Consider the following 13,963-nt stretch of genomic DNA (forward strand, 5'->3'; position numbering starts at 1 on the left):
CCCCAGCTGCCGCCGCTACTACCACCACTGCTGTGGCCGCCGCTGCTACCCCAGCTACTGGTGCCGGAGTTCATCGCGGTCATCAGCGCGCCCAGCAGCAAGCCCTTCGCCAGGTCACCACCGAAGCCACTGCCGCCGCCGCGGTTGTTCTGGTTGTTGTAGTAGTTGCCGACTTCGCTCTGAGCGCGGTTCTGCGCGTCGGTCGCCTTCTGGATAGCCATATTGGCTTCCTTCATGGCGTTCAGCGGATCCGAAGAAGCCAGGCGCTGAGCCTGACCCAGGTGACGCTCCGCCTCAGAAACAGCGGTCAGGGTCATCGGGCCCACCGCAGCGCGGCGGTTATTGATGTAGCTACGCGCACCGTTCACGGCAGCGTAGGCAGAACGCATCGTACGGTCCAGGTTCTGCGACGCCGCACGAGAACGCTCGCGGGTAGCACGCATATTCGTCATGGCCTTATCCAGCTCTGCGGAGAGCTGATGTAGCTGGTTCGCCAGAGTCAGCGGGTCATTCGGGCGAGCCGAAGCACTCTGGTTGACCTGGTTGAGCACCGCCTCCATACCGGCGGCGACGGCACCCAAATCATCGCGACGCTGAGAAGCAGCGAGGCTCTTCGCCTCAGCCACGTCACGCTGAATGCTCAGCAGGTCGGTGCTCAGACCCAACTGAGCCTGCTCCAGCTCCTGCGAGCGGGTATTCACAGCTGCACCCAGCGCCTGAATTTGCGAGGCGGCTTCCTCCGCGGTGCGCAGGTGAGCAACCGCCTCCGAACGTGCCGTAGCAACGGTCGCCTGAGCCTTCTCAACCTCAGCAGCGCACAGCACCATGTTCGACTCCAACAGGGCAGGAGTCTTCGAAATGGGCTCCAGCGCGCTGGGCAGGTAACGTTCCCTCATCGCGTGGTACTGGGCGGTAATCTCTTCCACCGAAGCACGCAGCTGCGGCAGACGCTGAGCCAGAGCCTCAATAGCTTGGGGTGCCTCCTGCTCCAGGTTGCGCAACTGAGCCAGCTTAGCGTCCTGTTCCTGAGCGATACGGGTAACTTCCTGAGAGTTATCAATAATCTCAGTCAACCAGGCACGCTGCTCGGCCTCAGTGTCGGGAATGTTATCGGTCAGGAGCTGCTGACGCTGGAAGGACTTACGCATCAAATCCTCAGCGCGCGCAATCTCCTGAGCGAACTCGGTGACCTGCTGATCGGTGTACTGGGCGCGCGCGAACTCCAGCTCCTGCTTTGCATGACTCATCGTCGTATCAGCCTGCAACAGGGCGCTACCGGCGCGAGTGCGCAGCTCCTCCAGCGGAACCTCCGGGATGGGGGAGTAGTTACGAGGCGCACCGTAGGAACGCTGAGGCTGCTGCTGAGCGTTCTTCTTCTTACGGCGACGGTACATCGCGTAACCACCAGCACCAACAGCTGCCGCCGCACCCACACCGAGCACACCGGTCACCACACCAGAAGAGCTACCGCTCTTCTGAGCCTGAATACCCTCAACCGCGGCAAGAGCCGCACCCGCATAGTCGCTGTTCTGCAGCTTCGGCTTAATGTAGTTCTGGTACACCTTCGTCTGCTGATCGCTCGAGAGGGTCTTGGTACTACCGGCCAAGAAATACGCCTGGCGGGACTCGGTAGCAATCACCAGCACCACATCGGCAGAACCCCAATTGTTCTTCGTGGCCAGCTCCTTCGTCCAGCTCGACGAAGTGGAGGGGTTCTCAAACTTATCAATGGTCACCACATGCAAATCCACATTGTATTTGCTGGACAGGTTCGAAATCTTAGACTTCAGGGTCGCGGTATCACCCAAGGAGTTCGTGGAATCGTACACGGTGGTGCCCGTAATCTGCATCGGCTCAGCAGCCAGTGCCGACGTGCTCAAAAATGCAGAACCAGCCGGCAGAACCACCGGGGCACAAGAAAGACCTGCCGCCAGCACTGTGGCACCCAAGATAGTGCGCAGGCGGGGGCGTGCGGGACGAATCTGACGCGCAAAGGCGTGCTCGGTCATGGTCTTTCCTCCGTTGTCGTGAAGTATGAGCGGACCTGCACTTCACGGCGTGCTTGAACATCGCACACCTTAGTGCTGGTCACATTATTAGTGTAGCGGTGGCAACGGTGCGCAGAAGCGCAGATGGGAAGCCTTGAGCGAATATCACCGTAATATTGCGCCGCTGTTTGCCACCTGTTTACCGACTTCCCAGGCTATATACAGGAAAGCCGGTATACAGGAAGGCCGGTATACGGGAAAACCGGTATACGGGAAGGCCGGGGCCTAGCCTCATGCTAGACCCCGGCTCACCGGCTATTCAGTCAGTTAGCGCCGACGCGCAATCTCCAGATTGCTCATCAGATGCTCCACTACCTCTGCGGCATTAACATCGTGGACCGACTGCACCATGCCGTCCACCACCTGAACCTTCGAAGACGAGGCGTACATCCAGCCCAAGAACTGCACATGATTCAGCAGCCTAGAACTGCAATCAGCCTGCTTGCGCATCTGCACCCACAGGAAGGGCGTAACCGGCACCCCACGGCCCTTATACACCTGAGAGTTAGAACGGGCGTCCAGAAGATCAGCGAGCGCCTCAATATTTTCGGTCAGCTCCTTCAAATCCTCATCAGCGGCAGAAGGGCCAACGAAATGCCGATCAACCAGACTCAAAGGCATGTAGCCGCTACAGCTGCTCGCCCATGCCAGCTTCAACCGCAGATTCTGCAGGCGAAGCACCTGCTGCAGAAGCCGCGAATGGGTACGCAACTCCGACAGCGGCATGGAAGATAGCCTCTTCTCCTCCGAAAGCAGACCCGCGGAGGAACCCTCCCCGGAAAACGCCTTATACGGATCCGAGACGCCCACTAGAAGCACCGGTCCCTCGTAGTGAACGAACGCCAGAACCTCGGGGACGCTCGAGAGGGAACGGATGCGCTCGCCAATGGTCGGCAGATCCTCCCCGTCCGGGGCGTACTGTTCGCGGCTGAACATCAACGTCTGGATAGGCTGCTCGGCAAGGTGCGGTGAGTAATGAGCAAGTGCCCGCAAATCGGTCACAATCTCCGCTAGAACGCCGTCCTGCTCGATTCGCAGAAGCTCCTGGAGAAGCTCAATGACAGAGCGCGCATGCAGGGTCAAGACAGCGGCGCAGAACTCCGCGTCCTGAAGCTCAAGACGCACCTGGTCCAGGCGCTCCTCCAACGTGGACTGCACGCCCTTGAGCTCAAACTCGCTCAGCTGTTCCGGGTTGAGCATACGGTGCGTACCATCCTCGCCGGAACGGTAGAAAAGCTCGCTAAACTCCAGCGTAGACTGAACGCCCTTCAACGCCCGCTCTCGCAACTGGGGCAGAACGTCAAAGGCAACTTCGGTCATCTCATTCCAGACCTTGGCCTCATCGATCTTCGACTCCTTGCGTGCGGTCTTCTTCCAGGTTTCGGCAAGCTGCATGGCGCGATCAAAATCGCTCAGCTCCACAAAAGCCGCCAGCTTCTGCGCGCTCTCACGCAGATAACGCACCGCGTAGAGGCGGTCGTTCAAAGATTCCGGGAGGGTATCCTCCAGCAGACGCCAACGGAAGGTGCGTTCAAAGCACTGCTCCGTCAGGCTAATGACGGCGGCACTCAGGGAGAACGCATGATCACGAGCAAAAGTGAAAGAACCCGGAGCCTGCGCCAGACGAGGCAGGGACGTATAGAACTCCAATGCCCCGCTCAGCTTCAGCCGAGATTGCCGAATGGTTTCTTCCAGCTCGGCGGCGAGGACAGCGCGGTCTGCCTCCGGGGTTTCTTTGAAACTGTGCAGCGGAGAAACCTGCGCACGCTCCAGCGTCTGCAGGTTCATGACCGCACGCATGAGGTAGTTCTCGAGAATCTCGATCTGCTGCCATCGCTGACGCTGATTCAGCGGAACATGATTCTCCGTCGTGCCCACCAGCAGATGCTGCGGCACACCGCTAATTGACGGCAGTGTAAAGACCTCATCCTCAGACGTACCGACCGAAAGAACCATGGGGTAGCGGCTGCGCTGGGCGTTCTCGAGCGGGAAAATGAGTTTGTGGTTGGTACTCAGATCAAACGGATCGGAAGGCTTACTCTCAGGAGCCTGCTGGGTAGCCTCATTCTGTGGGCGCTCTTGACGCTGCGCTGGGGTGTTCTGCTGTGCCGAGGCGTTCTGGGGCGCGCCCTGCTGCTCCTGGCTCTCTGCCGTAGAAGAACTGGAGGCGCCACCTACCTGCATCGGCTCCAGTGGGGACGGCGCCGCCACCGGCTGAGGAGGCTGAGGCGAGGGCGCCTGAGCCTGTTGAGTTTGGTGAGTCTGCTGAGCCTCGACAGCCTGATCCGGCTCAGGGGGCGGGGACTGCGCTGGGTTCCGGGGCATTGCAGACGCCTGGTTCTGCGAGGGGTTCGGTACCTGGTTCTGAGCAGGACTCTGTGCCGACTGCTGAGCGCTATTACTCGGCTGTGCCTGCTTCGGCTGGTAGTGCATTGGGTAGCTTACCGCGCCCTGTACTTGCTGTGAAGGAACCTGCTGCGGCGGTACCTGCTGATTCATCGCCTGGTTCTGCTGCTGTTGCAGCACCTGCCGCCTAATCTCACGCGCACGACGGCGTGAGGGGCTCAACGACGCGAACAACGCTACCGCCGCGCAGATCAGAACAAATATAAGCAACGCGTACAGGCGGGTTGCGCCGTCCAAAGAAGACGCCACCGCCGCGGGCGTGACCGGCGGCGCGCCAAGAAGAGCGAAAACAGCAGAAATAATCCTCATAGCTTCACCATAACCCAGCTAAATCCCCGGTGCTCGCAACGCCGTTGCCTTACCGCATACTAAAAGGGAAGTAGCCGGGGCGCCGGTGCTTTCCGCCGGTTCCTCCCGCGCCCGCATCAAGGTTAAAAGACGATGCGGCGCAAGCCCTCATGCAGGGGCTCACGCCGCGTCGATCATCACTCAACTCACTATCACACCCGGGCCGGTCCTCACACCGACCCTTCGGGACATACTGGGGATTCTCGCCCCTTCCGGTGCTGGGCTCTCATCTCCTGCCCCGGAAAACTATCAAACTTTATGCTTTACCTACCGGCGGTCAATGCATGGGTAGCCAGCGGTTGCGCCAACTCGGTATTTTTCCGCACGATGACGGCGGTACATCATTCCCGAGCAACACGCCACAATACCTGCACCGATGCCGATGGAGCTTGCCAAGATCGCACAGAAAATCAAGGTTCCGATCATCATGGGTTTCTCCTTTGCCTTTGTCCTTTGGTTTTGTCCTCGCCTCTATGTGTCTTCAACATTACGGGCCGACTCTGTGTTCAAGCTGTGTATGCGGGCGCGTCATGCTGTGTAAACCGTGGAGAAAAACCGAGTGCTTTAAAAGAAGAAGCCTGGGAGTGCCGAAAATAGCGAACAAACCCCAGGAAATAAGCTAATTTTCACGGAATGGTAGAGCACTCCATACCGGATAAGTTGCACCAGATGAAAAAATTGGGAGAAATTCCCAGGGAACTCCCCGATAACCAACAGCAAAAAGATATAGAACGGCATAAAACACCCTATACAGTAGAAAGATAGCGTGCGCCCAGGGTGACGCACACGCTCGATTCATAGGAGAACTCATGACTCAAAACAACGGATGGTCTTACGACGGCAATGACGGCGTCACGGATGCAACCCGTCCCATGCAGAACGTAAACGGACAGGCAAACTACCAGCAGGGTCAGAATGCATACCCCCAGGCAGCCGCTTCTCCCGGATACGCCTACCCCCAGGCAGGTGCCGCTCAGGCTACTTTGGCACAGCCTGCACCCCAGAACACCGATAACAACAAGCGTTACGGTGCCGGTGTTGTGCTCACCGCAGCCCTGCTCGCAGCCCTCGTCGGTGGCGGCGTTGGTGCGGGCGTCGGAGGCGGCATCGCAGCCTCGAACAACAGCTCCTCCAGCACCTCCTCCCGAGGCTCCGTCAGCTCTAACATCAGCAACTCTTCCACCGTGGCAGGCGTAGCAGAAACCGCGAAGAAGGTCCTGCCCTCCACCGTGACCATCGTCGCTTCGAACGGCTCATCCTCCGGCGGCGGTAGTGGCGTTATTCTCGACAAGGAAGGCCACATCCTCACCAACCACCACGTGGTCACCCTCGAATCTTCCAGCGCCGCATCCACCATTGAGGTGCGCCTGAGCGACGGCACCGTGCGCACCGCATCCGTGGTGGGCCTGGACTCTGCAGCTGACCTGGCGGTCCTGAAGATTAGCCCCTCCGGCCTGGACCTGCAGCCCATCACCTGGGGTGACTCCTCCAAGCTGGTCTCCGGCGAGGCTGTGGTTGCCCTCGGTGCACCGTATCGTCGTAGCGAATCGGTGACCGCCGGCGTAGTCTCGAACGTCAACCGCGTGCAGCCTGCTGACGCGAAGGGCCAGAACTACATCCCCATGATTCAGGTTGACGCTCCCATCAACCACGGTAACTCCGGCGGCCCGCTGGTGAACCTCAAGGGCGAACTGGTTGGCATCAACGCGCAGGGCCAGGCAAGCCAGGACGGCGGCACCGCCGATGGTATGGCGTTCTCCATTACCTCCAACTACGCCAAGCGCATCTCCTCCGAGATCATCGCCAATGGTAAGGCAACCCACGGCTACCTGGGCGCAAGCGTGAAGAACAGCCCGGCGGACACAGGTTCGGGTTCGTCCAGGCTCATCTCCGGTGGCGTTGAAATTGTCTCGGTAGAATCTAACAGCCCCGCCGCCAAGGCAGGTCTGCGCGCTGGCGATGTGGTGATTGAAGCCGACGGCCACCCCATCACCAAGAGCGAAGAACTCAACGGCACCGTACGTGCGGCAGCGGCAGGCTCCAATCTGAAGCTGAAGATCAAGCGCGGATCTTCCACCCAGGACATCACCGTGACCCTGGGCAACGCCGACAGCCAGAAGTAACTCCTCGCTCCTGAAGTAGTAGCACTGAAGTAGCAATACGGTGTAGCTGAGAAACACTCGCTCAGTCGGGACTGCTCGGTCAGTCTAAATAACGCTCACAATAAAGATGCTCCCACCCCATACGCGGGGTGGGAGCTTTGTTTTTAACACTCTAAGATTGCGGCTCAGCAAGATTACGGCGCAGTAAGATGACGGCTCAGCGCAGAGCGTTAGGATTCCTCAAGGATTGCCCGAACCCTGCTCTGCAGAGCCGGGATAACCTCCCGCTCAAACCACGGATTCTTCGCCTGCCACCTAAAATTCAGCGGCGAAGGATGCACCAACGGCAGGAACTTCGGAAGATAAGACTCCCACGCACGAACCGTCTCCGTCAGGTTCTTCTGCGCCTTCGGGGCGTGCACACCATCCAGATAATACTTCTGCGAGTATGCACCCACCAGCAGAATCAGCTGAACATCCGGCATGAGCTCCAGCAGCTGCGGATGCCACTTGGGCGCGAAATCCTTACGCGGCGGGTTATCGCCGTGCGCGCCCTTGCCTGGGTAGTAAAAATCCATCGGTAGCAGTGAAATCAGTTCAGGATCGTAGAACTGCTCATCCGTTACGCCCAGCCACTCGCGTAGCTTCACACCGCTCGGGTCATTCCACGGGATACGGCTCTCCTGCGCGGCACGCCCAGGAGCCTGACCAATTACCACAATACGGGCATGAGGCGACGCCGAATAGACTGGCTCCCAACCCTGCTCCGTGAACTCCCTATTCTGCGGATCTAAACGAATCTGCTCGGCCAGGGGAGGGGGCGTCTCCAGAATCTGCTGAACCAGAGACTCCGGCAGATTATGGTGTGCTACAGCCATGCTAGATGGCGCCTCCCTCAAAACCGTTCTGACGCCACGCCTCAAACACAGCGATGGACGCAGAATTAGCCAGGTTCAGCGAACGGCGGCCCGGCTTCATCGGAATCTTCACCCGCTCAGTCACGTGCGGGTCCTGCTGAACCTCAGCGGGCAGACCCACCGACTCCGGACCAAACATGAACACGTCACCGGGACGGTACTCAATATCCGCGTACGAGGTCGAAGCAGTCGTCGTAAACGCAAAAACACGCTCCGGAGCGAGAGCCTGCCACGCATCCTCAAGGGTCTCATGAACCGTCACCACCGCCAGGTCGTGATAGTCCAGACCCGCACGGCGCAGATGCGCATCATCAAAGTTAAAACCCAGCGGCTTCACCAGGTGCAGCTCAGCACCAGTAATCGCCGCCAAACGGATAGCGTTGCCGGTATTGCCGGGAATCTCAGGGGTATAGAAAAGAATCTTGAACACGTTCCTAAGTGTACCGCGCAGCCTACAAACAGCCCCCGAACAGCCCCGCACGTCCGGGGCAGTAGCGCTCGCCGACCCGCCGCAGGTGAACACGCCTAGAAGAGCGCGGTTAGAGCGCGATAAAATAAGCGAGGCGCAAACCGCCAAACAACCCAGCAGGAGGAACCATGAGCGCAGAAACCAACCGTCAGAACGGCCGCGTCTACCTCGACCACGCCGCCACCACCGACGTACTGCCCGCCGCCATCGACGCCATGGTCGAACAGATGCGCAACGGCGGCAACCCCTCCTCCCTGCACGCCGTAGGACGCGATGCCCGCGCCACCGTCGAATACGCCCGCGAACGCATCGCCCGCGCCATCGGAGCCGACCCCGCCGAGGTTATTTTCACCTCCGGCGGCACCGAAGCGGACAACCTCGCCGTCAAGGGCATCTACTGGAAGCGCCGCGAAGAAGACCCGCAGCGCACCCGAATTCTCGTCTCCTCCATTGAGCACCACGCCGTGGAAGAAACCTGCGAATGGCTCGAAAAGGCAGAAGACGCGCAGCTCGAATGGATCCCCGTAGACGAGCACGGTAGCGTCAACCCGCAGACCGTCCGCGAACTCATCGAAAAGAACCCCGAAGACGTCGCGCTCGTGACCGTCATGTGGGCAAACAACGAGGTCGGCACCGTACAGCCCATCCCCGAAATTGCCGCTATCGCCGCCGAGTACGGCATTCCCGTGCACTCGGACGCGGTGCAGGCATTCGGCGCGGTCCCCATCGACTTCCACGCCAGCGGGGTGGCGACCCTCGCAATCTCCGGCCACAAAATCGGTGGCCCCATGGGCATCGGCGCGCTCGTTGCAACCCGCGCCGTGCAGATGACCCCCGTCCTACACGGCGGCGGCCAGGAACGCTCCGTACGCTCCGGCACCATTGACGCACCCGCCATCGCAGGTTTTGCAGAGGCCGCCGTGCACTCGGTACAGCACCTTGACGAAGAATCCGCCCGCATCGCCGCGCTACGCAACGAACTCGTTGCCGCAATTAGCGCGCTCATCCCGCAGGCACACCTGAGCGGCGAAAACCCGCTCACCGAAGAATACCCCGGCCAGAAGCGACTGCCCGGCAACGCCCACTTCACCTTCGAAAACGCAGAAGGTGACACCCTGCTCTTCCTGCTGGACATGCAGGGCATCAGCAGCTCCACCGGCTCCGCCTGCAACGCCGGGGTGACCCGCCCCTCCCACGTGCTCATGGCAATGGGCATGGACGAAGACACCGCCCGCAGCGCCCAGCGCTTCACCCTCGGCCACTCCACCACCGGAGCCGATATTGCGCGCCTCATCGCGGCACTACCCGCCGCCTACGAGCAGGCAGCAAAGGCGGGGCTGTCCTCGCAGCTGCCGGACGCCTCCCGCTGGCACTAAAAGACAGAAGAGAAGATACCGAACCGCCCTCAGCCTTGCCATCTCAGCGTTCGCTGAGGGCTGGCTGAGGGTGCACTGCCCAATATCCCGCCGAGCCCCTGCGTACAATGGGTAGCTACAGTAACGGAAAGTCCGCCCGCACAGTAGGGCGCACCTTTCTAAAGGCTCAACACAACAGAAGGATAGGCAGTGAAAATTCTTGCAGCTATGAGTGGCGGCGTTGACTCCGCAGTCGCCGCAGCCCGCGCCGTAGAAGCAGGACACGAAGTAGTCGGCGTTCACCTCGCCCTATCCCGCATGCCCGGCACCCTGCGCACCGGCTCCCGCGGCTGCTGCACCCGCTGCAGCGGCTGCTCCGGCTGCTGGTTCCGCAAAGGCACCGCACACCTTCGAGGTTTCCCCCAAGCGTGGCACCGTCGAGAAGACCGCACGTATCCGCCAGGTTATTGCAAAGCGTATGCGTGAGTCCCTGGACATCTCCACCCAGCTGACCCAGGTCACCGAGGTTGACGTGACCCGCATCGTTCAGCTGCGTGCAAAGGCTAAGGACGGCTTCGCTGCTCGTGAGGGCGCTAAGCTGACCTTCCTGCCCTTCTTCATCCAGGCAACCGCTGAGGCTCTGCAGCAGCACCCCGCTCTGAACGCTTCCATGACCGAGGACTTCAAGCAGATCACTTACCACGGCTCCGAGAACATCGCTATTGCTGTGGACACCCCCAAGGGTCTGCTGGTTCCCGTCATCAAGAACGCTTCTGACCTGGGCATTGCTGGCCTGGCAAAGGCTATTGGCGACCTGGGTGGCCGCGCACGTACCGGCGATATCTCCCCCGAGGAGCTGTCGGGTTCGACCTTCACCATCACCAACATTGGTTCCTTCGGTGCACTGTTCGACACCCCGATCATCAACCAGCCGAACGTTGCAATCCTCGGTACCGGTTCCATCGTGAAGCGCCCCATGGTTGTTAAGGATGTTGACGGTAACGACGTTATCGCTATCCGCTCCATGTGCTACCTGTCCCTCACCTACGATCACCGCGTGGTCGACGGTGCGGACGCTGGTCGCTTCCTGCACACCCTCAAGACCCGCCTGGAGGAGGCAAACTTCGAGTCTGAGCTGGGCCTCTAAGACCTGCAAAGATTCAAGGAAGTTTCCTTGTGGCGGTGCCCTGATGGGTAACCGAGCGTAGCTCTCCGGGTTTTCCCGGACGGTGAGCAAAAGGCGGCGGCTCCATCCACTTCGGTGGGTGGGGCCGCCGCCTTTGCTGTGTCTGCTTTTTGTTGTGTCCGCGTTTCTACAGTGTCAGCTGTACGGTGTCAGCTATACAGCATCAGCTATGCAGGGACGGGCTCGGCGCGGGCTATCTCCCAGCCTTTCTCCCCGCGGTGCAGGTCGAAGATGACTTTTTGGCGGGTGACGCCGTTTTCTTCGCTGAGTTTGCGGGCTTCCTGCTCGGTTTTATCGGCGCGGTAGCCGGGTGCGGAGACCACCGCCATCACGCGGATATTCTCTCCGTCGCGGCTGAGTTCTTCGGCGGTATCCAGGGTGAGCTCGGCGCCGCCTCGCATGCGCCGTTCGTGGTTTCGCTGGTCGATGAGGGCTCGCAGGATTTGTTCGCCCCGCGATGCATTATCCTCTGCACTCTGATCCTGTGTTGCCGTGCCGCCGGGTGCCTGCTCCCCCGCTGCGTTCACAGCCTGATCGGATACAGCCTGAGCGGATACGGGCTGTGCCGTTGCCGGGGCGTTCTGCCCGTAGAGGGTGAACCCGAGAGGCAGCGCGATAGCCCCCAGCGCGAGCGCGGCGATGCCCAGCCGTGCCCCCAGTCCCAGCCGCGCGGTGGGGCGGGTGAACGCTCCGCGTAGCACCGTGAGGCGGGATGTGCCCGTCGCGTCTGTGTTCTTTGGGGCGGGCGTAGTCTTTGCGGGGCTCGTTGCGGAACTCTTCGCGGGGCTCAATGGCTTCTTCACGCCCGGTTTCTTCACGCGAGGCAAACGTTCCGCGAGGTAGCGTTGCGTCTTCTGCGCCTTTGAGAGCTTCTGTACCGGTGCAGGCTCCACTGCTGCGGGAATTAGGGCGCGGGCTCTTTCTGAACAGCTCAGGTAGACGTTCAGCGGGCGAGGCGGCACCTCTTCCGCGAGGGCGACCACGGAGCTCAGTCCGGCGAGTGCCGCCTCCTGGGCGGGTGCGTCCAGCAGGTATTCGAGGGCTCTGCCGAGGCGTTCAATCCATTCGCTACTGGGTGCTCCTTCGGTTGCGGTGCCGGTGGCTCCCATGTGCGGTGAGACCATGCGCAGTGAGAGGGGTACACGGGCGGCGGAGGGTTCCGGTGTGTGCCCGCAGGCAGCTTGCCAGAGCAGGGCGGCTGCAGAGCGTGTGTAGTTGCCCAGGGCGGCGGTGAGCTGTTCCGTGTCTTGAGGAGCTGCTTCACGATAGACGGCATCAGGTAGCAGGAGTTTGGGCACTCCGGCGGCGCTCAGAGCAATATATTCGGCGCTGAGTTCGGCGCGTCGCTCCCCTACCTTTTTGAGGCTGCCGAGCGCCCGGTGCAGGGTTCGCGCCAGGGTCATGATTTCGGCGGGCGTCAGGGTGCGAGCGCGCAGGAGCTTGTCGAGGGTGCCCGCGTCGAGGGGCTCATACCAGAGGCACAGCTGATCGGTGCTATCGGCACTCTCACCAGTAACGGCACTTTCACCAGTAACAGCGTGGAGCTTGGCGAGTCCGGGCGCGTTACGTAGGACGGCGGCTGCCTGCGGGGTCTGGGCGTGCCCCTGAGCGGATGCATCCGTGTTTTCCTCGAACCCGTACCCGTTGGCTGCCGGCCGCAGAGCAGATGCGATAGAAGCTGGCGGTGCGGCGGGAGCGGACAGGGCAGGCTGAGGAATGGTGCGCAGGGTGTAGCGTCCGGGGTGCGCGGAGGGTACGGCGGGTACGCCCTCGGTGGTTTCGCCCCGGTACTCGACAATCTGCAGGGTGGGTAGAGCCGGGTTGGCGATGCTTTCCAGAACGTGTGCTTCTTTGCTTCTCATACCATCATGTTATCAAACTACATCAAATAATATCTTTAAGCATACTAAAATACTTCAAGCACTCCAAAGAATCCCATAGGTTAATTCAGGTATTTATCTGCCCCTTCAACCCTCCTACCCCTGAGCACACCCTCATGTAACATTCCGGCGTGTTCGCTCATCACGTGATTCAGGGCGCCCTAATTTTCTTCCCTCCACTAGCAGTACTAAGGTAGAAAGTATGTCTGTGACGATTGAACGCGTGGGCTTCGCCCCGAACTATGTGAACTATGTTGAGTGCTTGGATGAGCAGTACCGCATCCACGATGAGGTGGCTAACCGCACCCGCCAGAATACGATTCTTCTACTTGAACACGAGCCCGTGATTACCGCAGGTAAACGCACCGAAGACCACGAGTACCCCGCAGACAAGTCCACCCCCGTCGTCAAGATTGACCGCGGCGGCAAGCTGACCTGGCACGGCCCCGGCCAGCTGACCGGCTACCCGATTCTGCGTCTGCCCGAGCCCATTGACGTGGTGGCGTATGTGCGCATCATCGAGGAAATCATCATTAACGTCCTGGCTGGTCTGGGCATTAAGGGTGAGCGTGTTGAGGGACGTAGCGGCGTGTGGATTCTGGGCGACGGCGTCACCCAGGACAAGAAGATCGCGGCGCTGGGCATGCGCGTTTCGCGTAACACCACCATGCACGGCTTCGCGATTAATTGCTGCAACGATACCGCGCCTTTCCAGCAGTTCATTCCCTGCGGTATTAGCGATGCCGGTGTGACCACTATTTCGGAGCAGCTGGGCCGCACCGTCACCCCCGCCGATATTTTGGAGCCGCTGGAGGCGGAGCTTCTGAAGTACCAGGATCGTCTAGCGGAGTCCTTCGAGCCCGTCGCGGCGCAGGACTAAACGCAGAGCTAAACGCTGGGTTAAACGCAACCGAGAAGCATCGAACGGGCCGTGCACGTAACGCATCCGGCTTGTTCGTCATATACGAAAACCAGTTTCACCTACGCCTGAGCGGGCGTAAAATAGATGATGGCCCACCTGCACAGAGGGCACATCGAGACCAAGGAGAAGACTTTTGAGCACCGCACCTGAAGGACGCAAGCTACTGCGTGTGGAGGCCCGCAACGCTGAGGTTCCCATTGAGAAGAAGCCTCACTGGATTAAGACCAAGGCTATTGTTGGCCCCGAATACAACGAGATGCGCGAGCTGGCTCGCGGTCAGGGTCTGCACACCGTGTGTGAAGAGGCCGGCTGCCCCAATATTTACGAGTG

General features: G+C 60.3%; 8 protein-coding genes and 4 pseudogenes. 6 read left to right on the top strand and 6 right to left on the bottom strand.

What is annotated here, in order from left to right; translation table 11 throughout:
- From Q0216_RS09750 to Q0216_RS09760, 3 genes are all read right to left on the bottom strand, one after another.
- The coding region (locus Q0216_RS09750; protein WP_298594945.1) for a TPM domain-containing protein at window positions 1-2,009 on the bottom strand (2,009 nt) is incomplete at its 3' end.
- Window positions 2,010-2,315: 306 nt separating this feature from the next.
- Window positions 2,316-4,763, bottom strand: coding sequence for a non-ribosomal peptide synthetase subunit (locus Q0216_RS09755; RefSeq protein ID WP_298594947.1), 2,448 nt, complete (start codon window positions 4,761-4,763; stop codon window positions 2,316-2,318).
- 306 nt (window positions 4,764-5,069) lie between these two features.
- The gene (locus Q0216_RS09760; protein ID WP_298594949.1) at window positions 5,070-5,231 is read right to left on the bottom strand and encodes a hypothetical protein; all 162 of its coding nucleotides are present in this window, start codon (window positions 5,229-5,231) and stop codon (window positions 5,070-5,072) included.
- A 380-nt stretch (window positions 5,232-5,611) separates the two neighbouring features.
- On the opposite strand from Q0216_RS09760, the gene Q0216_RS09765 reads away from it, so the two are divergent.
- Window positions 5,612-6,925, top strand: coding sequence for a S1C family serine protease (locus Q0216_RS09765; protein WP_298594951.1), 1,314 nt, complete (start codon window positions 5,612-5,614; stop codon window positions 6,923-6,925).
- 209 nt (window positions 6,926-7,134) lie between these two features.
- Here Q0216_RS09765 and Q0216_RS09770 read toward each other — a convergent pair whose 3' ends face one another.
- Together Q0216_RS09770 and Q0216_RS09775 are read right to left on the bottom strand one after the other, a co-directional pair.
- The gene (locus tag Q0216_RS09770; protein ID WP_298594953.1) at window positions 7,135-7,782 is read right to left on the bottom strand and encodes a uracil-DNA glycosylase family protein; all 648 of its coding nucleotides are present in this window, start codon (window positions 7,780-7,782) and stop codon (window positions 7,135-7,137) included.
- Between the two features lies 1 nt (window position 7,783).
- Window positions 7,784-8,251, bottom strand: coding sequence for a tRNA (cytidine(34)-2'-O)-methyltransferase (locus tag Q0216_RS09775; protein WP_298594954.1), 468 nt, complete (start codon window positions 8,249-8,251; stop codon window positions 7,784-7,786).
- 167 nt (window positions 8,252-8,418) lie between these two features.
- Between Q0216_RS09775 and Q0216_RS09780 the strand changes: the two genes are divergently transcribed.
- From Q0216_RS09780 to Q0216_RS09790, 3 genes and pseudogenes are all read left to right on the top strand, one after another.
- Complete coding sequence (locus tag Q0216_RS09780; RefSeq protein ID WP_298594955.1) at window positions 8,419-9,666, top strand: cysteine desulfurase family protein; 1,248 nt, start codon at window positions 8,419-8,421, stop codon at window positions 9,664-9,666.
- A gap of 189 nt (window positions 9,667-9,855) precedes the next feature.
- Window positions 9,856-10,005: pseudogene (locus tag Q0216_RS09785) on the top strand (tRNA 2-thiouridine(34) synthase MnmA); the annotation flags it as partial.
- Window positions 9,986-10,792, top strand: a pseudogene (locus Q0216_RS09790) (2-oxo acid dehydrogenase subunit E2); the annotation flags it as partial. The pseudogenes Q0216_RS09785 and Q0216_RS09790, both read left to right, overlap by 20 nt.
- Window positions 10,793-10,998: 206 nt before the next feature.
- On the opposite strand, the gene Q0216_RS09795 reads toward Q0216_RS09790, so the two are convergent.
- Window positions 10,999-12,693 (bottom strand): peptidase, encoded by a 1,695-nt coding sequence (locus tag Q0216_RS09795; RefSeq protein ID WP_298594957.1) that lies wholly within the window; start codon window positions 12,691-12,693, stop codon window positions 10,999-11,001.
- 208 nt (window positions 12,694-12,901) lie between these two features.
- Between Q0216_RS09795 and lipB the strand changes: the two are divergent.
- Both lipB and Q0216_RS09805 read left to right on the top strand, forming a co-directional pair.
- A pseudogene (gene lipB / locus Q0216_RS09800) lies at window positions 12,902-13,591 on the top strand (lipoyl(octanoyl) transferase LipB); the annotation flags it as partial.
- A gap of 175 nt (window positions 13,592-13,766) precedes the next feature.
- A pseudogene (locus tag Q0216_RS09805) lies at window positions 13,767-13,963 on the top strand (lipoyl synthase); the annotation flags it as partial.

This window comes from uncultured Rothia sp., assembly GCF_937976295.1.
GTDB lineage: Bacteria > Actinomycetota > Actinomycetes > Actinomycetales > Micrococcaceae > Rothia.

What these genes read in the sequence shown, in the direction of transcription:
- Q0216_RS09755 (WP_298594947.1), bottom strand. Translation starts at nt 4,763, where the DNA reads ATGAGGATTATTTCTGCTGTTTTCGCTCTTCTTGGCGCGCCGCCGGTC.
- Q0216_RS09760 (WP_298594949.1), bottom strand. Translation starts at nt 5,231, where the DNA reads ATGATGATCGGAACCTTGATTTTCTGTGCGATCTTGGCAAGCTCCATC.
- Q0216_RS09765 (WP_298594951.1), top strand. Translation starts at nt 5,612, where the DNA reads ATGACTCAAAACAACGGATGGTCTTACGACGGCAATGACGGCGTCACG.
- Q0216_RS09770 (WP_298594953.1), bottom strand. Translation starts at nt 7,782, where the DNA reads ATGGCTGTAGCACACCATAATCTGCCGGAGTCTCTGGTTCAGCAGATT.
- Q0216_RS09780 (WP_298594955.1), top strand. Translation starts at nt 8,419, where the DNA reads ATGAGCGCAGAAACCAACCGTCAGAACGGCCGCGTCTACCTCGACCAC.
- Q0216_RS09795 (WP_298594957.1), bottom strand. Translation starts at nt 12,693, where the DNA reads ATGAGAAGCAAAGAAGCACACGTTCTGGAAAGCATCGCCAACCCGGCT.